At 57.0% G+C, this 18,880-nt stretch carries 19 protein-coding genes; 8 read left to right on the forward strand and 11 right to left on the reverse strand.

The genetic code is table 11. From position 1 onward, the window contains the following. The first annotated feature begins 42 nt into the window (after positions 1–42). From CU081_RS00535 to yjiA, 4 genes are all read left to right on the forward strand, one after another. Positions 43–300 carry an HTH domain-containing protein gene (locus CU081_RS00535; RefSeq protein ID WP_003856607.1) on the forward strand — a complete coding sequence of 86 codons (258 nt, stop codon included), beginning with the start codon at positions 43–45 and terminating at the stop codon, positions 298–300. Between the two features lie 219 nt (positions 301–519). Continuing rightward, a complete protein-coding gene (locus CU081_RS00540) occupies positions 520–2,673 on the forward strand; it encodes a carbon starvation CstA family protein (protein WP_022650346.1) in 2,154 nt (717 codons plus the stop codon). Positions 2,674–2,738: 65 nt separating this feature from the next. Beyond that, entirely contained in the window at positions 2,739–2,942 is a 204-nt protein-coding gene (locus tag CU081_RS00545) for a YbdD/YjiX family protein (protein WP_003856610.1), read from the forward strand. Between the two features lie 10 nt (positions 2,943–2,952). Continuing rightward, entirely contained in the window at positions 2,953–3,906 is a 954-nt protein-coding gene (yjiA, locus tag CU081_RS00550) for a GTPase (protein WP_022650345.1), read from the forward strand. Between the two features lie 56 nt (positions 3,907–3,962). On the opposite strand, the gene CU081_RS00555 is transcribed toward yjiA, so the two are convergent. After that, positions 3,963–5,321: an esterase-like activity of phytase family protein gene (locus CU081_RS00555; protein WP_022650344.1), complete on the reverse strand. Its 1,359-nt coding sequence runs from the start codon at positions 5,319–5,321 to the stop codon at positions 3,963–3,965. A gap of 410 nt (positions 5,322–5,731) precedes the next feature. Here CU081_RS00555 and CU081_RS00560 point away from each other — a divergent pair, with 410 nt between their 5' ends. Next, positions 5,732–6,277: a YfaZ family outer membrane protein gene (locus tag CU081_RS00560; protein ID WP_003856615.1), complete on the forward strand. Its 546-nt coding sequence runs from the start codon at positions 5,732–5,734 to the stop codon at positions 6,275–6,277. 52 nt (positions 6,278–6,329) lie between these two features. On the opposite strand, the gene CU081_RS00565 is transcribed toward CU081_RS00560, so the two are convergent. Both CU081_RS00565 and CU081_RS00570 read right to left on the reverse strand, forming a co-directional pair. Next, positions 6,330–7,700 carry an NAD-dependent succinate-semialdehyde dehydrogenase gene (locus CU081_RS00565; protein ID WP_003856617.1) on the reverse strand — a complete coding sequence of 457 codons (1,371 nt, stop codon included), beginning with the start codon at positions 7,698–7,700 and terminating at the stop codon, positions 6,330–6,332. A gap of 139 nt (positions 7,701–7,839) precedes the next feature. Then, on the reverse strand, positions 7,840–8,799 hold the full coding sequence (locus CU081_RS00570) for a hypothetical protein (protein ID WP_022650343.1): 960 nt from the start codon (positions 8,797–8,799) through the stop codon (positions 7,840–7,842). Between the two features lie 167 nt (positions 8,800–8,966). Here CU081_RS00570 and CU081_RS00575 point away from each other — a divergent pair, with 167 nt between their 5' ends. Continuing rightward, positions 8,967–10,238, forward strand: coding sequence for a DUF445 domain-containing protein (locus CU081_RS00575; protein WP_022650342.1), 1,272 nt, complete (start codon positions 8,967–8,969; stop codon positions 10,236–10,238). Here the strand turns inward: CU081_RS00575 and CU081_RS00580 are convergent. The 7 genes from CU081_RS00580 to CU081_RS00610 form a co-directional block, all read right to left on the reverse strand. Next, positions 10,235–11,311: a DUF2955 domain-containing protein gene (locus CU081_RS00580; RefSeq protein ID WP_003863094.1), complete on the reverse strand. Its 1,077-nt coding sequence runs from the start codon at positions 11,309–11,311 to the stop codon at positions 10,235–10,237. The two genes, CU081_RS00575 and CU081_RS00580, sit on opposite strands and share 4 nt — an antisense overlap. Beyond that, positions 11,301–12,368: an HlyD family secretion protein gene (locus tag CU081_RS00585; protein ID WP_086527941.1), complete on the reverse strand. Its 1,068-nt coding sequence runs from the start codon at positions 12,366–12,368 to the stop codon at positions 11,301–11,303. Before CU081_RS00585 ends, CU081_RS00580 begins: the two co-directional genes overlap by 11 nt. Next, complete coding sequence (locus CU081_RS00590) at positions 12,365–12,835, reverse strand: MarR family winged helix-turn-helix transcriptional regulator (RefSeq protein WP_003863089.1); 471 nt, start codon at positions 12,833–12,835, stop codon at positions 12,365–12,367. Before CU081_RS00590 ends, CU081_RS00585 begins: the two co-directional genes overlap by 4 nt. Before the next feature lie 149 nt (positions 12,836–12,984). Further along, the gene (locus tag CU081_RS00595; protein ID WP_032608444.1) at positions 12,985–13,680 is read right to left on the reverse strand and encodes an ArsR/SmtB family transcription factor; all 696 of its coding nucleotides are present in this window, start codon (positions 13,678–13,680) and stop codon (positions 12,985–12,987) included. Beyond that, positions 13,655–14,050, reverse strand: coding sequence for an amino acid-binding ACT protein (locus tag CU081_RS00600; RefSeq protein WP_022650340.1), 396 nt, complete (start codon positions 14,048–14,050; stop codon positions 13,655–13,657). Before CU081_RS00600 ends, CU081_RS00595 begins: the two co-directional genes overlap by 26 nt. Beyond that, on the reverse strand, positions 14,043–14,366 hold the full coding sequence (locus CU081_RS00605) for an antibiotic biosynthesis monooxygenase family protein (RefSeq protein ID WP_003863082.1): 324 nt from the start codon (positions 14,364–14,366) through the stop codon (positions 14,043–14,045). Before CU081_RS00605 ends, CU081_RS00600 begins: the two co-directional genes overlap by 8 nt. A 75-nt stretch (positions 14,367–14,441) precedes the next feature. Continuing rightward, positions 14,442–15,857: an aldehyde dehydrogenase family protein gene (locus tag CU081_RS00610; RefSeq protein ID WP_022650339.1), complete on the reverse strand. Its 1,416-nt coding sequence runs from the start codon at positions 15,855–15,857 to the stop codon at positions 14,442–14,444. A gap of 100 nt (positions 15,858–15,957) precedes the next feature. Here CU081_RS00610 and CU081_RS00615 point away from each other — a divergent pair, with 100 nt between their 5' ends. Further along, positions 15,958–16,860, forward strand: coding sequence for a LysR family transcriptional regulator (locus CU081_RS00615; RefSeq protein WP_003863079.1), 903 nt, complete (start codon positions 15,958–15,960; stop codon positions 16,858–16,860). Here CU081_RS00615 and CU081_RS00620 read toward each other — a convergent pair. Beyond that, entirely contained in the window at positions 16,847–17,326 is a 480-nt protein-coding gene (locus CU081_RS00620) for a carboxymuconolactone decarboxylase family protein (RefSeq protein ID WP_003863077.1), read from the reverse strand. The genes CU081_RS00615 and CU081_RS00620 overlap by 14 nt on opposite strands. A gap of 102 nt (positions 17,327–17,428) precedes the next feature. Between CU081_RS00620 and pdxR the strand changes: the two genes are divergently transcribed. Further along, positions 17,429–18,817 carry a MocR-like pyridoxine biosynthesis transcription factor PdxR gene (gene pdxR / locus CU081_RS00625; protein WP_022650338.1) on the forward strand — a complete coding sequence of 463 codons (1,389 nt, stop codon included), beginning with the start codon at positions 17,429–17,431 and terminating at the stop codon, positions 18,815–18,817. The last annotated feature ends 63 nt before the right edge of the window (positions 18,818–18,880 follow it).

Here is an 18,880-nt window from a genome sequence, read left to right on the forward strand (position 1 = left end):
CTGGCGACGTCGTCAGGCGCCCCCTTAACGCTGGAAAGTCTTATGGCCCCTTCACCCCGAAGCCGCTCGGCTGAACGTCTGGTTGACATCATTATTGCCCTGCACCGCAACGGAAGCGTTAATCGACGCGATCTGATGCAAAAATTTGGCATTACCGAACGTACGGTGTACCGCGATTTGCAGGCGCTTTCCCCGATTATTGAACACGACGGCAAAGGGCGCTATCAGCTGCTGCCTGCGTATCAGACCTGCCGCTGCGTGCACTGCCCTGAAGCGAACGACGAAACCCCGCAGGGGTAGATTATTCTCAGTGATCTCAATCACATATTTTCTTCCACCGTGGGTGAGCCTTAACCACTCACCCTCGCTTTTGACCGCTCACGCATCGCTTTCAACCACTCACCTATTTACCGTGCTTTATACGCGCGAGGATCTGGCACGATCGCTCCAGCATTAATCAATACCTCCTCACAACGAACCCTGACCCTTTTTTCTTTACATAAAAAACCAGGTCTTACTATGGATACTAAAAAACTACTTAAGCACGTGCCCTGGGCCATCCTCGGGATCATCGGTGCTTTCTGTCTGGCGGTTGTCGCATTACGCCGGGGCGAGCACGTCAGCGCCCTGTGGATCGTGGTCGCGTCAGTTTCCGTCTATCTTGTGGCTTATCGCTACTACAGCTTGTACATCGCGCAGAAGGTCATGAAGCTCGACCCGACGCGCGCCACCCCGGCGGTCATTAACAATGACGGCCTGAACTACGTGCCAACCAACCGTTACGTGCTGTTTGGTCACCACTTCGCCGCCATTGCAGGCGCGGGTCCGCTGGTCGGTCCGGTGCTGGCTGCGCAGATGGGCTACCTGCCGGGTACGCTCTGGCTGCTGGCGGGCGTGGTGCTGGCGGGGGCGGTGCAGGACTTTATGGTGCTGTTTATCTCCTCGCGCCGTAACGGTTCGTCGCTGGGTGAGATGATCAAAGAGGAGATGGGCCGCGTGCCGGGCACCATCGCCCTCTTCGGCTGCTTCCTGATCATGATCATCATCCTGGCGGTGCTGGCCCTGATCGTGGTGAAAGCGCTGGCCGAAAGTCCGTGGGGCGTCTTCACCGTCTGCTCTACCGTACCGATTGCGCTGTTCATGGGCATCTACATGCGCTTCCTGCGCCCTGGCAGCGTTGGCGAGGTGTCGGTCATCGGTATCGTGCTGCTGGTCGCCTCCATCTACTTCGGCGGCGTGATTGCGCACGACCCGTACTGGGGCCCGGCGCTGACCTTTAAAGACACCACCATCACCTTCGCGCTGATCGGTTACGCGTTCATCTCAGCGCTGTTGCCGGTGTGGCTGATTCTGGCTCCGCGCGACTACCTGGCGACCTTCCTGAAAATCGGCGTGATCGTCGGGCTGGCAATCGGGATTGTGATCATCAATCCTGAGCTGAAAATGCCAGCGGTGACACAGTACATTGACGGTACCGGTCCGCTGTGGAAAGGCGCTCTGTTCCCGTTCCTGTTTATCACCATCGCCTGCGGTGCCGTGTCTGGCTTCCACGCGCTGATCGCCTCGGGCACCACGCCGAAGCTGATGGCCAACGAAACCGACGCGCGCTTCATCGGTTACGGCGCGATGCTGATGGAGTCCTTCGTGGCGATCATGGCGCTGGTTGCAGCGTCGATTATCGAGCCAGGTCTGTACTTTGCGATGAACACCCCACCAGCGGGTCTCGGCATCACCATGCCAAACCTGCATGAGATGGGCGGCGAAAATACCGCGCTGATCCTGGCGCAGCTGAAAGACGCCAGCGCACACGCGGCGGCGACCGTCAGCTCCTGGGGCTTCGTAATTTCGCCTGAGCAGATCATGCAGACCGCGAAAGACATCGGCGAACCGTCCGTGCTGAACCGCGCAGGTGGCGCGCCAACGCTGGCGGTGGGTATCGCACACGTGTTCCACAAAGTGCTGCCGTGGGCGGACATGGGCTTCTGGTACCACTTCGGTATTCTGTTTGAAGCGCTATTCATCCTCACCGCGCTGGATGCCGGTACGCGTGCAGGCCGCTTCATGTTGCAGGATCTGCTGGGTAACTTCGTGCCATTCCTGAAGAAAACCGACTCTCTGGTGGCCGGTGTTCTGGGTACCGCGGGCTGCGTAGGCCTGTGGGGTTATCTGCTGTATCAGGGCGTTGTTGACCCGCTGGGCGGCGTTAAGAGCCTGTGGCCGCTGTTCGGCATCTCTAACCAGATGCTGGCGGCTGTGGCCCTGGTGCTGGGTACCGTTGTCCTGGTGAAGATGAAACGCACCAAATACATCTGGGTCACCGTGGTGCCTGCGCTGTGGCTGCTGCTCTGCACTACCTGGGCGCTGGGTCTGAAACTGTTCAGCACCAACCCGCAGCTGGAAGGCTTCTTCTTCATGGCTAACCAGTACAAAGAGAAGATTGCCGCAGGCGGCGCGGATCTGACCGCGCAGCAGATTGCCAACATGAACCATATCGTGGTGAACAACTACACCAACGCGGGTCTGAGCATTCTGTTCCTGGTGGTGGTGTACAGCATTATCTTCTACGGCATCAAAACCTGGATGAAAGTGCGTAACGTTGAGGGCCGTACGGATAAAGAAACCCCGTACGTGCCGGTGCCGGAAGGCGGCGTGAAGACCTCCTCACACCATTAATTAAGCATGTTACTGTAGGCCCGGATCGCTGCGCGCCTCCGGGCTTCTTCTATCTGGAACCCTCAATGTTTGGTAACTTAGGCGAAGCAAAAAAATACCTCGGTCAGGCGGCGAAAATGCTGATTGGCATTCCGGACTATGACAACTACGTTGAGCATATGAAGACCAACCATCCGGATAAGCCGTACATGACTTACACTGAATTCTTCCGCGAGCGTCAGGAAGCGCGCTACGGCGGAAGTGGAGAAGGCGGCGTCCGCTGCTGCTAAAGGAGAAACCATGACCCCGATTGCCGTTACCCTGCTGACCGGTTTTCTCGGCGCCGGTAAAACCACCCTGCTGCGCCACATTCTGAACGAGCAGCACGGCTTCAAAATCGCCGTCATCGAAAACGAATTTGGCGAAGTCTCCGTTGACGATCAGCTGATTGGCGACCGCGCCACCCAGATCAAAACCCTGACCAACGGCTGCATCTGCTGCACCCGCTCTAACGAATTAGAAGACGCCCTGCTGGACCTGCTCGACAGCCGCGATCGCGGTGACATCGTCTTCGACCGTCTGGTGATCGAGTGCACCGGCATGGCCGACCCCGGCCCGATTATTCAGACCTTTTTCTCCCACGAGATCCTCTGCCAGCGCTACCTGCTGGACGGTGTTATCGCTCTGGTGGATGCGGTACACGCCGACGAGCAGATGAACCAGTTCACCATCGCCCAGTCTCAGGTGGGCTACGCCGACCGCATCCTGCTGACCAAAACCGACGTGGCAGGTGAAAGCGAAAAACTGCGCGAGCGCCTGACGCGCATCAACTCGCGTGCGCCCATTTATACGGTGACGCACGGCGATATCGATCTCGCTCAGCTGTTCAACACCAACGGCTTTATGCTGGAAGAGAACGTTACCGCGAAACCGCGCTTTCACTTTATGTCCGACAAGCAAAACGACGTGGCGTCGATTGTGGTGGAGCTGGACTACCCGGTAGACATCAGCGAGGTCTCCCGCGTGATGGAAAACCTGCTGCTGTCGTTTGCCGACAAGCTGCTGCGCTATAAAGGGATGCTGTGGATCGACGGCGAGCCGAACCGCCTGCTGTTCCAGGGGGTGCAGCGCCTGTACAGCGCCGACTGGGATCGCCCGTGGGGCGATGAAACGCCGCACAGCGTGATGGTGTTTATTGGCATCCAGCTGCCGGAAGAAGAAATTCGGGCAGCGTTTGCGGGGCTGAAAAAGTAAATCGCACCGATCATCCCCTCTCCCCCGCGGGGAGAGGGTTAGGGTGAGGGGGAAACTTATTTCAACGCCTCCGGCAGCGTCACAATCCACAGCTCGCTGTCGGACTCCGGCTTCTTCAGCGGCTTCACGCTGAGCGTGGTTTCCACCGGTTTATCATCCAGCGTCAGCTTGCCTTCCGCGTTCACCCGATAATCCTTGAGCTTCTTGCCCTCGACCGGGTTTTGCATCGCTACCTTCACGCCAAAATCGTTATCGTTCGCTACCGCCAGCGTTTTGCTGTCAATCAGCGCCAGCCTTTCGGCCTTTTCCTGCTGCCAGCCCAGCGCACGCAGATCGACCACCTGCGTTTTTTCAGCAAGTGTAATGCCGCGCTGCGCCAGCGTTTTCTCATCATCAAACTCCGGGTATTCGCCCGGCTTGTCGAAGGCGGCCAGATCGCTCGCCTTGCTCAGATCCACCCTGTAGATGAGGTTACGCATTGCGTCATTTTTATCCTCACCCTGTTCAATCAGCAGGATGGTGTGGTTATCCAGCGCCACTATGTCGCCGATTTTGGCGTCGCTGTTTTTGCTGTAGGCCGCGCTGTCGACAGGGTAGCCGTACATCGCGGTTTTCCCGGTCGCCGGGTCGAAGCTCACCAGACGGGTAAACAGCGCCTGTTTTTTGCTCTTCCCGTCGATATCCAGCGTGCTTTGCACGGCGGCAATAATACGTCCGTCCGGCATGCGGGTCAGCCCTTCGAAGCCCCGGTTTGCCTGACGCCATTTGATAACGTTTGGCAGACCGCCCGCGATGGATTTCTCCCCTTCCGCGGCCTGCGGACCGTGGATCGCGAGGATTTTCCCTTTACTGTCGACGTTAATCAGGAACGGGCCATACTCATCGCACAGCCAGTAGCCGCCCTTCCCGTCCGGCGTGATGCCTTCCGTATCCAGCCCGCGGTTATCGCCTTTCAGTACTTTTAAGGTGTCGCTTAGCGCGACTTCATTGGTGGAACCAATCACACCGCTTTGCAGTGGCAGGCCGTTGATCTCGCCTTTATCGTCATGCAGCGGTCGCGCGTCCACGGCCTCCGCTTTACCGTTTTGCACGCGGATCGTCATCAGCAGCGGAGCGAAATCCGGGGTAACAAATATTTTGGCATCGTTTTTCCCCATTTTTGGCGAATCCGCGTTAGGACCGCGATCGGTCACGGTCGCAAACGTCAGCGCATCGCCCTGCTTGCCCGTAAACAGCAGGCCAGAACCCATCCCCACCGGGAGCCCGTTCGGGAACGCATCGGCAAACGCGCCGCTGTATTTCACATGGGAGGCGTCAGGGAAGCTGACGATATAGCGCTCAGCGGTAGGCTGCGCAGCCAGTCCAGAGAAAGAGAGCGCACAACCGATAAGCACAGGAATAATTTTTCTTTTCATATTGTTAGCATCCAGTAAGTGAAGCCAACAACGTAATGAAGAAACGTGTCAGAAAAATGACATGAAAAGACAGCGGATCGGCAAAGAAATACGTATAGCAATCGCCAGAAATGTAAACCTCTGTCTTGATCTGTGACAGCCGAAATACTTTTGGAAATTATTAGAAACTTAATTAATTCACCTCAAACGGCTTTCTTCGCCTCGTTCATTAAACGTTTAGCCAAAAATATAAACTTTCCCTAAACACGAATGGATTGAGGATTGACGATCTGCCATAAAAACATCTCATCAACATTTAAGATTAAAAAACCCAACAAAAACAGCATAAAACTGCGATACCCATCACATTTGCAGTCATAAACATCCCTTGTTAAGGTGCCCTCAGATTAATTTGATACGAGGAAACACGCATGAAAAAGCTTAACGTTCTCATCCTTTCTGCTCTCACCGCCGTATCGGGCTCCGCACTGGCAATGGGCGGCAGTATTGAGCAGGGTAAAAACTTTACCAATCTGAATGTGGAAATGGGCAAATCAACCTCCGGTCTGTACACCGAAGGTAATTGGCTGAAAAACACCGACGACGGCACCACGACCGGTGGCGTGGGCGCAGGCTACAATTTCGAGGTCGGCCCGGTAATGCTGAACGCAGGCGCTAAGGCCCTCTACGTTGGCCCGAAGAAAGGCGATAACGGCGTGGCGTTCCCGGTCGGCGGCGGTGTGAACGTTGCCCTGACCGACAGCATCAGGGTATTCGGTGAAGGCTACGTTGCGCCAGACGGACTGAACAACAGCGTGAAGAACTACGTTGAAGCTAACGGCGGCGTAAGCTGGACCCCGGTCAAACCGGTTACGCTGAAAGTGGGCTACCGCCACGTGAGCGTTGATGGCAAAGACGGTCGTCCAAACCACACGCTGGTAGACGGCGCTTACTTCGGCGGCGGCGTGAGCTTCTAAGCCACCTGATAGATAAAAAAACCTGCCCTTCGGCAGGTTTTTTATTACTACGTCACTTACGCACCACCACCAGCTTCTGGTTCACAAACTCTTTGATCCCCAGATCCGACAGCTCGCGTCCGTAACCCGAACGTTTTACGCCGCCGAACGGCAGTTCTGCCGCCGTATCGGTGAGCCAGTTGATGTACACCATCCCGGTCTCAATGCGCGACGCCATTTTCTTCGCGCGCTCGATGTTCTGGCTGAACACCGCTCCGCCCAGACCGTAGTGGGAGTCGTTCGCCAGGGCAACCGCCTCGTCGTCGTTTTTCACCACATAAATCTGCGCTACCGGACCAAAGAACTCTTCGAAATACGCCGGGTTATCGCGCGAGATATTGGTCAGGATGGTCGGCTCAAAGAAGCTCCCGTCACGCTGAACCGGCTTGCCGCCATGGTGCAGCTTCGCGCCGTTTTTCACCGCCTCGTTAACCTGTTTAGTTAGCGTCTCCAGCGCGTCTTTGGATGACAAAGGCCCCAGCGTGGTACTTTCGTCCAGCGGATCGCCAATCTTCACCTGCTTAAACGCCTCGGTGAATTTGTTCAGGAAGGCGTCTGCAATCTTTTCATGCAGGATAAAGCGCTTCGCCGCGGTACAGACCTGCCCGGCGTTATTAAGCCGCGCGTTAACGCCGATCTTCACGGCTTTCTCCAGATCCGCATCGTCCAGCACCACGAAGACGTCGTTCCCGCCCAGTTCAAGGGTCGATTTTTTGATGTGTTTCGCAGCCTGTGCCGCAACCACGCTACCCGCTTTTTCTGAACCGGTCAGCGCCGCCCCCTGTACGCGATCGTCGGCGATGATGTTCGCCACCTGTTCGGACGAGATAAACAGGTTGGTCCACGCCCCTTCCGGCGCGCCCGCTTCACGTACCAGCTGTGCAAAGGTTTCTGCACAGTGCGGCACGATACTGGCATGCTTGGCGATCACCGGGTTGCCCGCTGCCAGGTTTGGCGCCAGAACGCGCATCAGCTGATAGTATGGGAAGTTCCATGGTTCGACGGCCATCAGCACGCCGATGGGGTGATGTTCAACCCATGCTTCCCCGAGTTCAGAGTCATACTTCACCGGGGCCAGGAACTGCTTCGCGTTGTCAGCATAGTAGCGGGCGATTTGCGCGCATAGCTTCACTTCACCGCGGCTTTGTTCGATGAGCTTACCCATCTCCTGACTGGCGATTTTCGCCAGATCCTCCGCGCGTTCGTCGATCAGGTCCGCCAGCTTATGCAGCACCGGCAGGCGCTGGCTTATGTCACCTTTCGCCCAGTCGGAGTGATAGAGCGCATCGGCTGCCTTCAGCGCCGCTTCAACGTCTGCGTCAGTGTGAGAGGGATATTCTTTGATGAGCTGGTTCGTGGCAGGATTTACTGTCTGGTAAGCCATATCGAATCTCCTTGTTTTACCGCTTAGGGTATTAAGGGTAGTCAATCTGTCTGACTATGAAGGTAAAGTTGGGTATATACGGAGGGTTCTTATACGTTTTCCCCCTTTCGTTTACCGACAGGGGGAACTGTGATTTTAATTATTTCACCCAATGAGGGATATTTTCTGTCGATACATTTTTTACAGTATATCCTTTCCCCTCTTGCGAGTTTTTAACACAAGTTATCTCATCGAACCCCCACTTTCCGTTACGATTGAAAAAGTAAGCTGTGTACTTATCGGTATTATAACCGAAATATCTCTCGTTAGGGCGTGATATTTTTTCATTCTCACATGTAAAATCACTCCGCCATTCACTGCCAGTAGAATATTTTAAAACATAATATGCTACTACATCCGGCCTGCTTGAGACAAATAATACGATTAAACTCGTTAGAATCAAAGCACCAAAAATAGTAAAAAGTCTATATCCTTTTGCATGATCAGCAGTCACGATGAATATTACGTAAGTAGTCAACTGCAATATAAAAAATATCAATACAAAAAATGAACTGAGCTTCCATGTAAACTCCAACCATGGACTGGATGATAAATCCATATTACTCAACTGAAGAAATAAACTTGCCGAGAACGCACTAGATAAAACATAACAGATTGATATAAATGAAAATAACATAACCCGTATATTTTTTACTTTCTCATGGCCATCTTTCTCGAGAACAAAGATTGTTAAAACGCTGCTAATAACAATAAAAATGGAGAACATCACCAACAGTACTTTTGCAAGAAAACCAAACTGTATATTTATTGCAAAAGGAAAAAGAAGAAACGCACCCCAGGCAAGGAGCGACGCCCATCCGGCCAATTTATTTACAACACCGCCACTTTCGAACCGAATAAAATGAATAATAATTTCCCGGGCACGCTGCCTTTTTAAATACAGCATGACTAAAAGGCCAATAAATAATGCATATGACAAATAAACCCGAACTGGATCTTTTATTTTCAACAAAACAAAACAACCTACAAAGAAAAGGAACAAATATAAATCCAAGGATTTATTTTTTATTCCATTTATAAAACGATACAGTAAATTCATTTTATATACCCCAGAAAATAGATTATTATTAGCTATGAGAAACGAATACTCCGAACCAGAAAGAGAATGCAACAAATCTTCTGATCTGTCAGTTAAAAGAGGAATTTTAATTCTTCACCAGATAGCACATTTTGCATTTTACCTCCATCACCCTCTATCCTTAACCCATGGAAAAGCATACCGAACTCAAACGCGCCAAGCTTCTCGCGCTGTCGCTGCTGCTGATTGCCGTCGCAGCGTTTATCACCACCCTGTTCCTGCCGCAAACCTTCTGGGTGCGCGGCGTAAAGGCCATTGCCGAGGCGGCGATGGTTGGCGCGCTGGCGGACTGGTTTGCCGTTGTCGCGCTGTTCCGCCGGGTGCCCATTCCCTTTATCTCGCGCCATACGGCGATTATCCCGCGCAATAAAGACCGCATCGGCGACAATCTCGGCCAGTTCGTGCAGGAAAAGTTTCTCGATACGCAATCCCTTGTCGATCTTATCCGTCGCTACGAGCCCGCACAGATGATTGGGACCTGGTTCAGCCAGCCCGATAACGCCCGGCGCGTGGGGCAGCATCTGGTGCAGGTGATGGGCGGTTTTCTGGAACTTACCGACGATGGGCGCATCCAGCGCCTGCTCAAACGCGCGGTGCATAAGGCTATCGACAAGGTCGATTTAACCGAGACCAGCGCCGTCATGCTGGAAAGCATGACCAAAAACAACCGTCACCAGGTGCTGCTGGACGCCATCATAAACCGCCTGATTACCCTGATTCAGCGGGAAAGCACGCGGGAATTTATTGCTGACCAGATCGTTCACTGGCTTAAGACCGAGCATCCGCGCAAGGCCATGGTGCTGCCCACCGTGTGGCTGGGCGATCAAAGCGCGGAGATGGTGTCGAACGCGGTGAACACGCTGCTGGACGATATCAGCCACGACCGTACGCACCAGATCCGTCAGGCGTTTGACCGCGCCACGATCAAGTTCATCGACAATCTGAAAAACGATCCGGAGATGACGGCGAAAGCCGAGAATATCAAACACTACCTCAAGAATGATGAGGCCTTTAACCGCTATCTGGGGGAAATGTGGGCTGACCTGCGCCAGTGGCTGAAAAATGACATGCAGAGCGATGATTCCCGCGTGAAGCAGCGTATCGCCAACGCCGGGCTGTGGTTTGGCGAAACGCTGACCAACGACGCCAGCCTGCGGGCGTCGCTGAATGAGCATCTGGAGCAGGCCGCGCACCGCGTGGCGCCGGATTTCGCCGCGTTCCTGACGCGCCATATCAGCGACACGGTGAAAAGCTGGGATGCCAAAGACATGTCACGCCAGATAGAACTCAATATCGGTAAAGATCTTCAGTTCATTCGCGTTAACGGTACCCTGGTGGGCGGTACGATTGGCCTGATCCTGTTTCTGCTCTCGCAGCTACCCGCCGTGCTGGGGCATTAATCCGCTTTTGGCGGCGCGATAACGTAGCGCGTCGCCTCGAAGCGATTCAGGATCAGGTGCACCAGAAAGACCATCGTCAGCGTGACCACCAGCGCGAAGGTAACGGAGGTGATGCGGTACAGATCGCTGAACACCAGGTCGCTGTCCGGGTGCATGTTCTGCCCGAACATAATGCCGATGGTGGTGATACTGGCGAAGCCTACCCCGGCGCCGACCTTCTCCATTACGTGCAGACGCGCGCCAAACGCCAGACCAAGGCCAATCAGCGGCATCATCAGCAGCATATGGCTGCTGTGATCGTAGAGGATAAGCTGGACGACAAGGATATAGAGGCACCCCAGCACCACGCCAACCACGCGCCAGATGGAGCTGATAACCGAGCCGCGATAGTGCATCGGGAACAGGATCAGAATGCCCGCCATCAGCGCCGAAAGCGAATCGCTTAAGTCGCTAATCTGAAACACGACGAAAATCAGCGTCGCCACGGTGCCGGATAGCAGCGACTCGTGGCGCACGCGGGCGTCGTCTTTCTCAATCAGCGGCGGCGGCTTGCGCGGCTCCACGTCCGGCAGCAGGTAGTTCATCAGCGCGCTCAGGCACACCGCCATCACGCTCGCTTCGATGTTAGAGAATAAAAGCGTGTGCCAGTTGGTGGTGGGGTAGCTCATAAAGTTGAGCATCACGCTCTGGCAAACCACGCCCATCGAGCCGAACAGGAACAGCGGCCCCTTACTCATAAAGCGAAAACGCATCACGTACAGGGCAAACACCACCAGCGTCATGATGACCGGCCACTGCGACAGATAGCCGATAATCAACACCATTTCAACGCAGTTCAGCGAGGCGCTGAAGATAAACTGCTTCGCCACGTGGCGATTAAACACCGGTACCAGCGAGAGAAGCATGATCGGGTAGACCACAAAAAACACGCCGTAGCTGGTGTTGTAGAAACTCGAAATACTGAGCGCAATCATCCCGGCAAAGACGATACGCAGGGTCTGGCGAAAGTCGTTTGCCGTATAGACGATGTTGCCGTGCGGGGTAAATACCCGCGCCAGGGTGCTAATAGACATAGTGAAGCAGGCTCACCAGATGGATTTGCATCCCGGAGAAGAATCGCGCAAACGGCCCTTCGCTGTTGTAGAGCTGCACAGTGGCGCGCGCGCCGGTCGGCAGCGGCTTCGGTAAGGCTTCGTCCAGCGCCACGTGAATGCGCATACGCTGGGCATCACGCACCCAGCGGTTGGAGGTTTCCGGTTCAGAAAGTTGACCGTTTACGGCCTCCTGTCCGGCGAGGATCCCCGCGTCGCTGCTGGTAACGTGGGCACGGAAAACGTGCCCCGGGAAGGCGTCAAACACCACGGCAGCGTCGGTCCCCTGATGGGTATGACGCAGGCTCTTCTCGCGGAAATCCGCCACGATATCGATCCGGGTGTTCACCAGCGCCAGCGCAGCCGAACCGGATGAGGCGTAAAAACCGGGGCTTAATTGCAGGTTACTGACCGTGCCGTCCGCCTCGGCGTAGACCTTCGTCCAGCCAAGATTCAGCTCCGCTTCATCCAGCGCGTTACGGTATTTTTGCAGCGTCACGTTACGGTGCTCATCCCGCTCGCCGCGCTGAATGCGCAGGTTATGAATATTCGCCTGGATCGAGCTGACGGACTGCTCGCTGCTCTGCCAGGTGGTACGGACCTTATCCAGATCCGCCTGCGACACGTTCTGCAAGGTGCTCAGTTTCTGGTAGCGGTCGAATGTCACTTTGTCGTTACGCGCGGTCAGCACGGCGGTTTTCAGGCTGGCCTGCGCTGCGGCAATCTGCGCATCCAGCTGATCGTTAGACAGACGCGCCTGTTCCAGCGCGATCTGCGCCGCCTCGACCTTATTGCGAAACGGCGTGGCGTCGAGCTCAAACAGCAGATCGCCTTTCTTAACCTGGCTATTGTTATGGACATGTACCGCCGCCACATACCCGGAGACGCGGGCAGACACCGGGGTCACCACGCGCATCACGGTGGAGTCCGGCGTCAGCGGGATCCAGATATCCGCGACGATAAAGTAAACAAACATCAGCAGGAAAGAGGCAATACTCACCCTTACCCAGCGGGCAAACTTTTGTTCAGGAGTCATTATTTTTCGGTCTTATTATCTTCTTCGCGGATTGTCCGCAAATTGCAGGCGATTTGATTGAGAGTAGCGCTGAAAATATCGATATGTTCCGGCGCGATGTTTTGCGATACGCGCGCCTGGAACGTCTCAATCACCTGAGAGAGCCTTTCAAGAATGGCTTTTCCCTCAGGCGTCAGCGTCAGCAGCCGGATACGCTTGTCATACGGCGAGACGGTGCGCAGCAGGTAGCCCTGCTTTTCCAGCTGTGTCAGCGTGCGCATTAGGGGAGGCAGTTCAATGCCCTGCACTTCCGCCAGCTCGCTGACCGAGACGTTATCCCCGAGTTGATGAAGCTGCATCATCACCGTCCAGCTCGACTGGGTTAACCCGGTGTCGAGAATGGCGTCGTCGATGACTGCGCGCCACTGACGCACGATCATCGCCATCCGCATGCCCATCGGCCTGCGGCTAAACAGATCTTCTTCACTCATGGGGAGCCCTCTCGTAGTACGCCATCACGATAATAGTTATCAGGATAAGTATCAAGAAACGAGAAGTTAAAGCGCAGGAATTGCGAAACGATGTTCTCCCTCTCCCTGTGGGAGAGGGTCGGGGTGAGGGCATCAGCCCGCAGCGGCGTTTAGCGGCTAAAATGCTTCCTGACGGCACTTTTCCCCGAAGCCGTCACCACCACCTCCCGATAACCCGCCACCCGCTGGATCCAGCCTTTGCTTTCCATGTGGATAAGCAGCGCAGCGCCCGCCTCACCGCCAAGATGAAACCGCCGCTCGCTCCAGTCCAGGCAGGCGCAGCAGGCCTTCCGACGCGGATGAGCGCTTAACGGAATACCGAGTGCCAGGAACTGCTCCCGACCATACAGGGTCAATGCGGAACCGTCAGCCTCCAGCCAGCCTTCCGCCTGCATGAAATCATAGATCTGCACCGCCACCGCGCCTGCGAGATGGTCGTAGCAGGTCCGGGCTTCACGCATGGCTTTCGGCGCGCTGGTTTCCGGCGGGGTAATGCGGCTCCACGAAAGCCCCATCATCTGTTCCACCAGCGCCGCCACGTCGTGCCCGGCAAGACGATAATAACGATGCCGCCCTTGCGACAGGCAGGTAATTAGCTGCCCTTCAACCAGCCGGGCAAGATGCCCGCTGGCGGTCGACGGCGCAACGTCTGCCGCCGCACTCAGTTCAGTGGCCGTCCACGCACGCCCGTCCATTAGCGCACAAAGCATCTTCACGCGCGACGGATCGGCCATTGCAGCCGCCACCGCGGCAATCGCCTTTTCCAGCATCGCGCTGTTATCAGAGGGTAAGCTCGTCTTTAACATTCGTCGCCCAGGGTGTGGTGATCTCAGCGGCCAGCTTATCATCATCCGTCAGCAGAATAAGGTGATTCGCATGGTCACTGTACTGAGTCAGGATAGACACGCCGCGTGCCGCCAGCGCCGCCGCTATCTCGCCCAGCTCGCCAGGACGCTCCTGCTTAAGCTTTCTGATCACCGGCTTTCGCAGCGCCTGCACGGTAAACCCGGCGTCGAGCAGCACACGGCGGGCTTTTTCCCCGTCCTCCACCAGGAAATGGGCATCGGTACCGAATACGCCGCCACCCTCAAGCCCCACGCCGTTGCGCCCCAACAGCTGTCCAAAGCGCGCCAGCTCGCCGGGCCCGTCGCGGAAAATCACGTGAACGTCATACATCCGCGTGCCCTCCGGTTTCGGAACTGTATTCCCGCACCAGCTGCGCCACGCGAATACGGTAGAAAGAGAAAATCGACGCCCGTCCTTCGGCCTGCGCCGCCTGATGGAAGACGTTCTGCTTCCAGCGGCGGACGGCCTCTTCATCCCGCCACCAGGAAAGGGAGAGGATTTTGCCGTCGGTCGTCAGGCTCTGGAACCGTTCGATATCGATAAAGCCGTCGATGTCGGCCAGCAAAGGCTTAAGCTCTGCGGCAAGTTGGAGGTAGCGCGCCTGATGGGCAGGCGCGGCTTTGGCTTCGAAAAGGACTGCGATCATGATGGTCTCTCCGCTGTGATGTTGAGGAGAGAATGCAGGATGGAAAAGCACAATGCTTCGGTAAAGAGCGAAGCTTTAGCCCAGAACCGACCTCGGCTCCATAAACGCGCGGATCCCCCACTCGCCCATCTCGCGCCCCACGCCGGAGTGCTTAAACCCGCCAAACGGCGCTTTCGGTTCATGAGCCAGGGTGTTCACCAGCACGCGACCGGAAACAATCTGCTGTGCCACGCGTCGCGCGCGGTCCACATCGCCGCCCAGCACCATCGCGCTCAGGCCGTACTCGGTATCGTTGGCAATGGCAATCGCCTCCGCCTCGTCCTGATAAGGGATTACGCACAGCACCGGGCCGAAAATCTCGTCGCGGGCAATGGTCATCCGATTGTTCACGCCGGCAAACAGCGTCGGACGCACAAACCAGCCGTCCCGCGTGCCTTCCGGTCGCCCTTCGCCGCCCGCCAGCAGGCGCGCCCCTTCTTCGATTCCTTTGCGGATATAGCCCTGCACCCGCAGCCACTGCTTTTCGCTGACCATCGGGCCGACGTCTGTCGTGCTGTTGCGCGGGTCGCCGGATTTCATCGCCGCCACGGCCTGCGCCAGCGCGGTTTCGATCTCCGCTTTGCGCGAGTAAGGCACCAGAATGCGCGTCCCGGCCACGCACGCCTGCCCGCTGTTCATAAACCCGGCCTGGATCACCAGCGGGATCGCCTGCGCCAGATCCACATCATCCAGCAGGATCGTCGGTGATTTACCGCCCAACTCCAGCGTCACGCGCTTAAAGCTTTCCGCCGCGTTGCGCAGGATCGCCTTGCCGGTATTCGTGGAACCGGTGAACGAGATTTTCGCGACGTCCGGATGGCGGCTGATTGTGTCACCGACCGTCTCACCCCGTCCGGTGACGATGTTAAACACGCCCGGCGGTAGCGCAGCGTCGCGCAGCGCTTCGGTGACAATCTGCGTTTGCAGTGCGCTCATTTCACTCGGCTTGATGACCGCCGTGCAGCCCGCCGCCAGCGCGGCCGCCAGTTTGCCGCAGATAAACCCCGCATCGCTGTTCCACGGCGTAATCAGCCCGGCCACGCCGAGCGGCGTCATCTGCACCGTTGCGGCACCTGCGGAGGTGACAAACTCAAATGCCTCCAGCGCCTCGATGGCCTGAGCAATCACCTCTGCCGGATAGCTTGCCATCCACGCCGAGCGCGAGGCGGGCGCGCCGTACTCTTCAATGACCGCTTCCAGCAGAGCGTCGTGACGAGCGGCCACGGCGGCGTGCATGCGCTTCAGCGCGGCGATGCGTTCCTGCTTTGTGGTCTGCGACCACGCCGGAAACGCCGCTTTCGCCGCCGCGATAGCGCGTTCAGCGTCAACCTCATCCGCCAGGCGAACCTGGCCGATGACCTGCGCCGTCGCCGGATTGTACAAATCAAACCGTTCGGTACCGTGCGGGGTAACAAACTCGCCGTTAATAAAGATCTGTTCGATGGTGTGCATATAAACCTCCTCAGGCTGTGTGAGCCCAGTCTGTCACGGCTTCTCCGTTGCGATAATCCACGCTATGCTGCAAGGGTTGTTTCGATTTTCAGGATAATCTATGCATCGTTCAGGTCTGACAGAGCTGGAAGTGGTGATGGCGGTGGTGCGGCGCGGCAGCTTTCGCGGCGCGGCGCAGGAACTGGGGATGTCCGCCACGGCGGTCAGCAACGCCATCGCCGGGCTGGAGAGCCGCCTTGAGACGCGGCTTTTCAACCGCACCACCCGCAGCGTGGCGCTCACCGACGCCGGACAGCGCTACGTGGCGCGTATCGGCCCGGCGCTACAGGAGATCCGCCTCGCCGGGGAGGAGATCCACAGCGACACCGGGGAACCCGCCGGAACGCTGCGCCTCAACGTGCCGAACCATATCGGCACCCTGTTTCTGGACCAGCTGCTGATCGATTTCATGATCCGCTACCCGAAAATGCGCGTGGAAACGGTGAGCGAAGCGAGGATGATCGACATCGTAGCGGAAGGCTATGACGCGGGGATCCGCCTCGAAGAGTCCGTTCCGCAGGACATGATCGCCGTGCCGCTGACCGGTGAGATCCGCCAGCTCGTCACCGCCACGCCGGACTATTTCGCCCGTCACGGCATACCCGAGACGCCGGACGATCTGCTTTCGCATCAGGGGATCGGCATGCGTATGGCCCACGGCGGGATCTACCGCTGGGAGCTGGCCCGTCGGGGGGAAACGTACGCCCTTGCCGTGCCGCCGCGCTTTGCGACGTCCGATCTTTTTGCCTCGATCCGCGCCGTAAAAGCGGGGTTAGGGGTGGGATTTTTACCGGAAATCTATATTCAGGACGAACTGAAAAGCGGGGAGCTGGTGAGCGTCTTAAACGACTGGGCGCAGCCGTTTGCCGGGCTGCGCCTGTACTACCCCGGCCATCGCCACGTCCCGCCGGGGTTGCGGGCGCTGGTGGCGATGATCCGCGAGCGCGGGATTATTCCAGGTTAGCCTTGTTCAGCCCGTACGCCGCATCCAGCGAGCCCGGCTCCATGCGGGAGGTAATGCCCAGGCGGTTCCAGGCGTTGATCGCCACGATGGCGAAGTTCAGCTCTGAAATCTCCACGTCCGAGAAGTGCTCCGCCACGCTGCGGTACAGCGCATCGCTCACGCCGTGAACGCCGATTTGGGTCAGCGCTTCGGTGAAGGCCAGCGCCGCTTTTTCACGGGCGCTGAACAGCGGGGACTCGCGCCAGGCCGCCAGATGGTACAGGCGCAGCTCGCGCTCGCCGGCAATTTTCGCCTCTTTTGAGTGCATATCGAGACAGAACGTACAGCCGTTCAGCTGCGACACGCGAATGTCGATCAGGTGCTTCAGCGCCGGATCAATAGAGGTTTTCGCCACTTCCATGCTCAGGGCGGAAAGCGCGTTGGTGAGTGCAGGGGTGGCTTTGTGGTGGTTTACGCGAGTGCTCATTGTCTTTCCTCTTTTTTGTGCGGCATGTGTCATGCGATGAAGCAAATCTACGCCGTTCATGACATAGTAAAAAGATACAAAAAGCGTGAAATGAGGTAGGACATGAAGCCAGGCTATCACGAGATTTATTCCCGCTATCGCGACAACATCATGCGCGGCGTGCTGAAGCCGGGCGACAGGGTACCTGCCATCCGCCTGCTGGCGGAAGAGCTGAAGGTGGCGCGCAAAACCGTCGAGACGGCGTATGCCATTCTGACGGGCGAAGGGTATCTGGTGAGCCAGGGCGCGCGCGGGACGCGGGTGAATCCGGATCTTCTGCTGCCCGCGCAAAACGCCCCCACAGAACAAGCGACCGGCACGCTGCCGGCGTCGTTGATTAGCCAACGCGAACGAGCCGGTTTTCTGCGCCCCGGCATTCCCGCGCTCGACAGCTTCCCCTATAAAAAATGGCTGCTGCTGGCGGGCCAGGCGACGCGCGCCATGCGTCAGGATGAAATGCTCAACCCGCCCGTTCTGGGCTGGTATCCGCTGCGCGAGGCGATAGCCCGCTATCTCAATATCTCGCGCGGGTTATCCTGCACTGCGGAACAGGTAATGATCACCAGCGGCTACAGCGGCAGCCTGCGCCTGATCCTCGACACGCTCGCCAGCCGCAGCGATAAGGTGGTATTTGAGGATCCAGGCTACTTTATGGGCCAGCAGTTGCTCAAGCGCATTGTGCCCCGCCTGCACACCGTGCCGGTCGATCGCGCAGGGATGGATACGGACTACCTGCTGCGTAATCATCACGATGCCCGCTTCGCCATCGTTACTCCGTCGCACCAGAGCCCGCTGGCGGTGACGCTCTCCCTGCCGCGCAAGCAGCAGTTGCTCGACTGGGCGTCACAAAACGAGGCGTGGATTATCGAAGATGATTATGACGGCGAATTTCACTACACCCGCAAAGTGCTGCCGTCGCTGAAAAGCCTCGACCAGCACGACAGGGTGATCTTTATGGGCACCTTCAGCAAAACCATCATGCCATCGCTGCGCATGGGCTACGTGGTGATGCCCGCCAGCACCGTCGGCGTGTTTACCGACAGCGCGGACATCCTCACCAGCGGCCAGCCGGTGCTGACGCAAAAGATCCTCACCGCGTTTCTCAACGAAGGGCATTTTTTCCGTCATCTGAAAAAGATGCGCGCGCTCTATCAGACCCGCCGCGACTGGATGATTGCCGCCCTGCGTGAGGTCTATGGCGATCTGTTTTTCACCGAGCAAAACGACGGCGGGATGCATATTGTCGCGTTCCTCGCAAAGGGAAGCGCTGACCGGGAGATCGCCCGCTGCTGGCAGGAACAGCAATTGCAGGTCAATGCGCTTTCGGCGTGGTATCACGGATCAGGAAAACGCTACGGGCTGGTGATGGGCTATAACAATGTGCGGTCGTATCAGGAGGCGCTGGATTTGCTGGAAAGGCCGAAACGGCAGACGCTAGAACTGTTGAGCTGAAAACCGCCGGGTGGCGGCTGCGCCTTACCCGGCCTACGGTCTCCTGTAGGCCCGGTAAGCGTG

It is taken from the genome of Enterobacter sp. CRENT-193 (assembly GCF_002787395.1).
Lineage (GTDB): Bacteria > Pseudomonadota > Gammaproteobacteria > Enterobacterales > Enterobacteriaceae > Enterobacter > Enterobacter hormaechei_C.

Excerpts from the sequence above, each read along its gene's own strand:
- CU081_RS00535 (WP_003856607.1), top strand. The coding sequence starts at position 43 with ATGGCCCCTTCACCCCGAAGCCGCTCGGCTGAACGTCTGGTTGACATC.
- CU081_RS00540 (WP_022650346.1), top strand. The coding sequence starts at position 520 with ATGGATACTAAAAAACTACTTAAGCACGTGCCCTGGGCCATCCTCGGG.
- CU081_RS00545 (WP_003856610.1), top strand. The coding sequence starts at position 2,739 with ATGTTTGGTAACTTAGGCGAAGCAAAAAAATACCTCGGTCAGGCGGCG.
- yjiA (WP_022650345.1), top strand. The coding sequence starts at position 2,953 with ATGACCCCGATTGCCGTTACCCTGCTGACCGGTTTTCTCGGCGCCGGT.
- CU081_RS00555 (WP_022650344.1), bottom strand. The coding sequence starts at position 5,321 with ATGAAAAGAAAAATTATTCCTGTGCTTATCGGTTGTGCGCTCTCTTTC.
- CU081_RS00560 (WP_003856615.1), top strand. The coding sequence starts at position 5,732 with ATGAAAAAGCTTAACGTTCTCATCCTTTCTGCTCTCACCGCCGTATCG.
- CU081_RS00565 (WP_003856617.1), bottom strand. The coding sequence starts at position 7,700 with ATGGCTTACCAGACAGTAAATCCTGCCACGAACCAGCTCATCAAAGAA.
- CU081_RS00570 (WP_022650343.1), bottom strand. The coding sequence starts at position 8,799 with ATGAATTTACTGTATCGTTTTATAAATGGAATAAAAAATAAATCCTTG.
- CU081_RS00575 (WP_022650342.1), top strand. The coding sequence starts at position 8,967 with ATGGAAAAGCATACCGAACTCAAACGCGCCAAGCTTCTCGCGCTGTCG.
- CU081_RS00580 (WP_003863094.1), bottom strand. The coding sequence starts at position 11,311 with ATGTCTATTAGCACCCTGGCGCGGGTATTTACCCCGCACGGCAACATC.
- CU081_RS00590 (WP_003863089.1), bottom strand. The coding sequence starts at position 12,835 with ATGAGTGAAGAAGATCTGTTTAGCCGCAGGCCGATGGGCATGCGGATG.
- CU081_RS00595 (WP_032608444.1), bottom strand. The coding sequence starts at position 13,680 with ATGTTAAAGACGAGCTTACCCTCTGATAACAGCGCGATGCTGGAAAAG.
- CU081_RS00600 (WP_022650340.1), bottom strand. The coding sequence starts at position 14,050 with ATGTATGACGTTCACGTGATTTTCCGCGACGGGCCCGGCGAGCTGGCG.
- CU081_RS00605 (WP_003863082.1), bottom strand. The coding sequence starts at position 14,366 with ATGATCGCAGTCCTTTTCGAAGCCAAAGCCGCGCCTGCCCATCAGGCG.
- CU081_RS00610 (WP_022650339.1), bottom strand. The coding sequence starts at position 15,857 with ATGCACACCATCGAACAGATCTTTATTAACGGCGAGTTTGTTACCCCG.
- CU081_RS00615 (WP_003863079.1), top strand. The coding sequence starts at position 15,958 with ATGCATCGTTCAGGTCTGACAGAGCTGGAAGTGGTGATGGCGGTGGTG.
- CU081_RS00620 (WP_003863077.1), bottom strand. The coding sequence starts at position 17,326 with ATGAGCACTCGCGTAAACCACCACAAAGCCACCCCTGCACTCACCAAC.
- pdxR (WP_022650338.1), top strand. The coding sequence starts at position 17,429 with ATGAAGCCAGGCTATCACGAGATTTATTCCCGCTATCGCGACAACATC.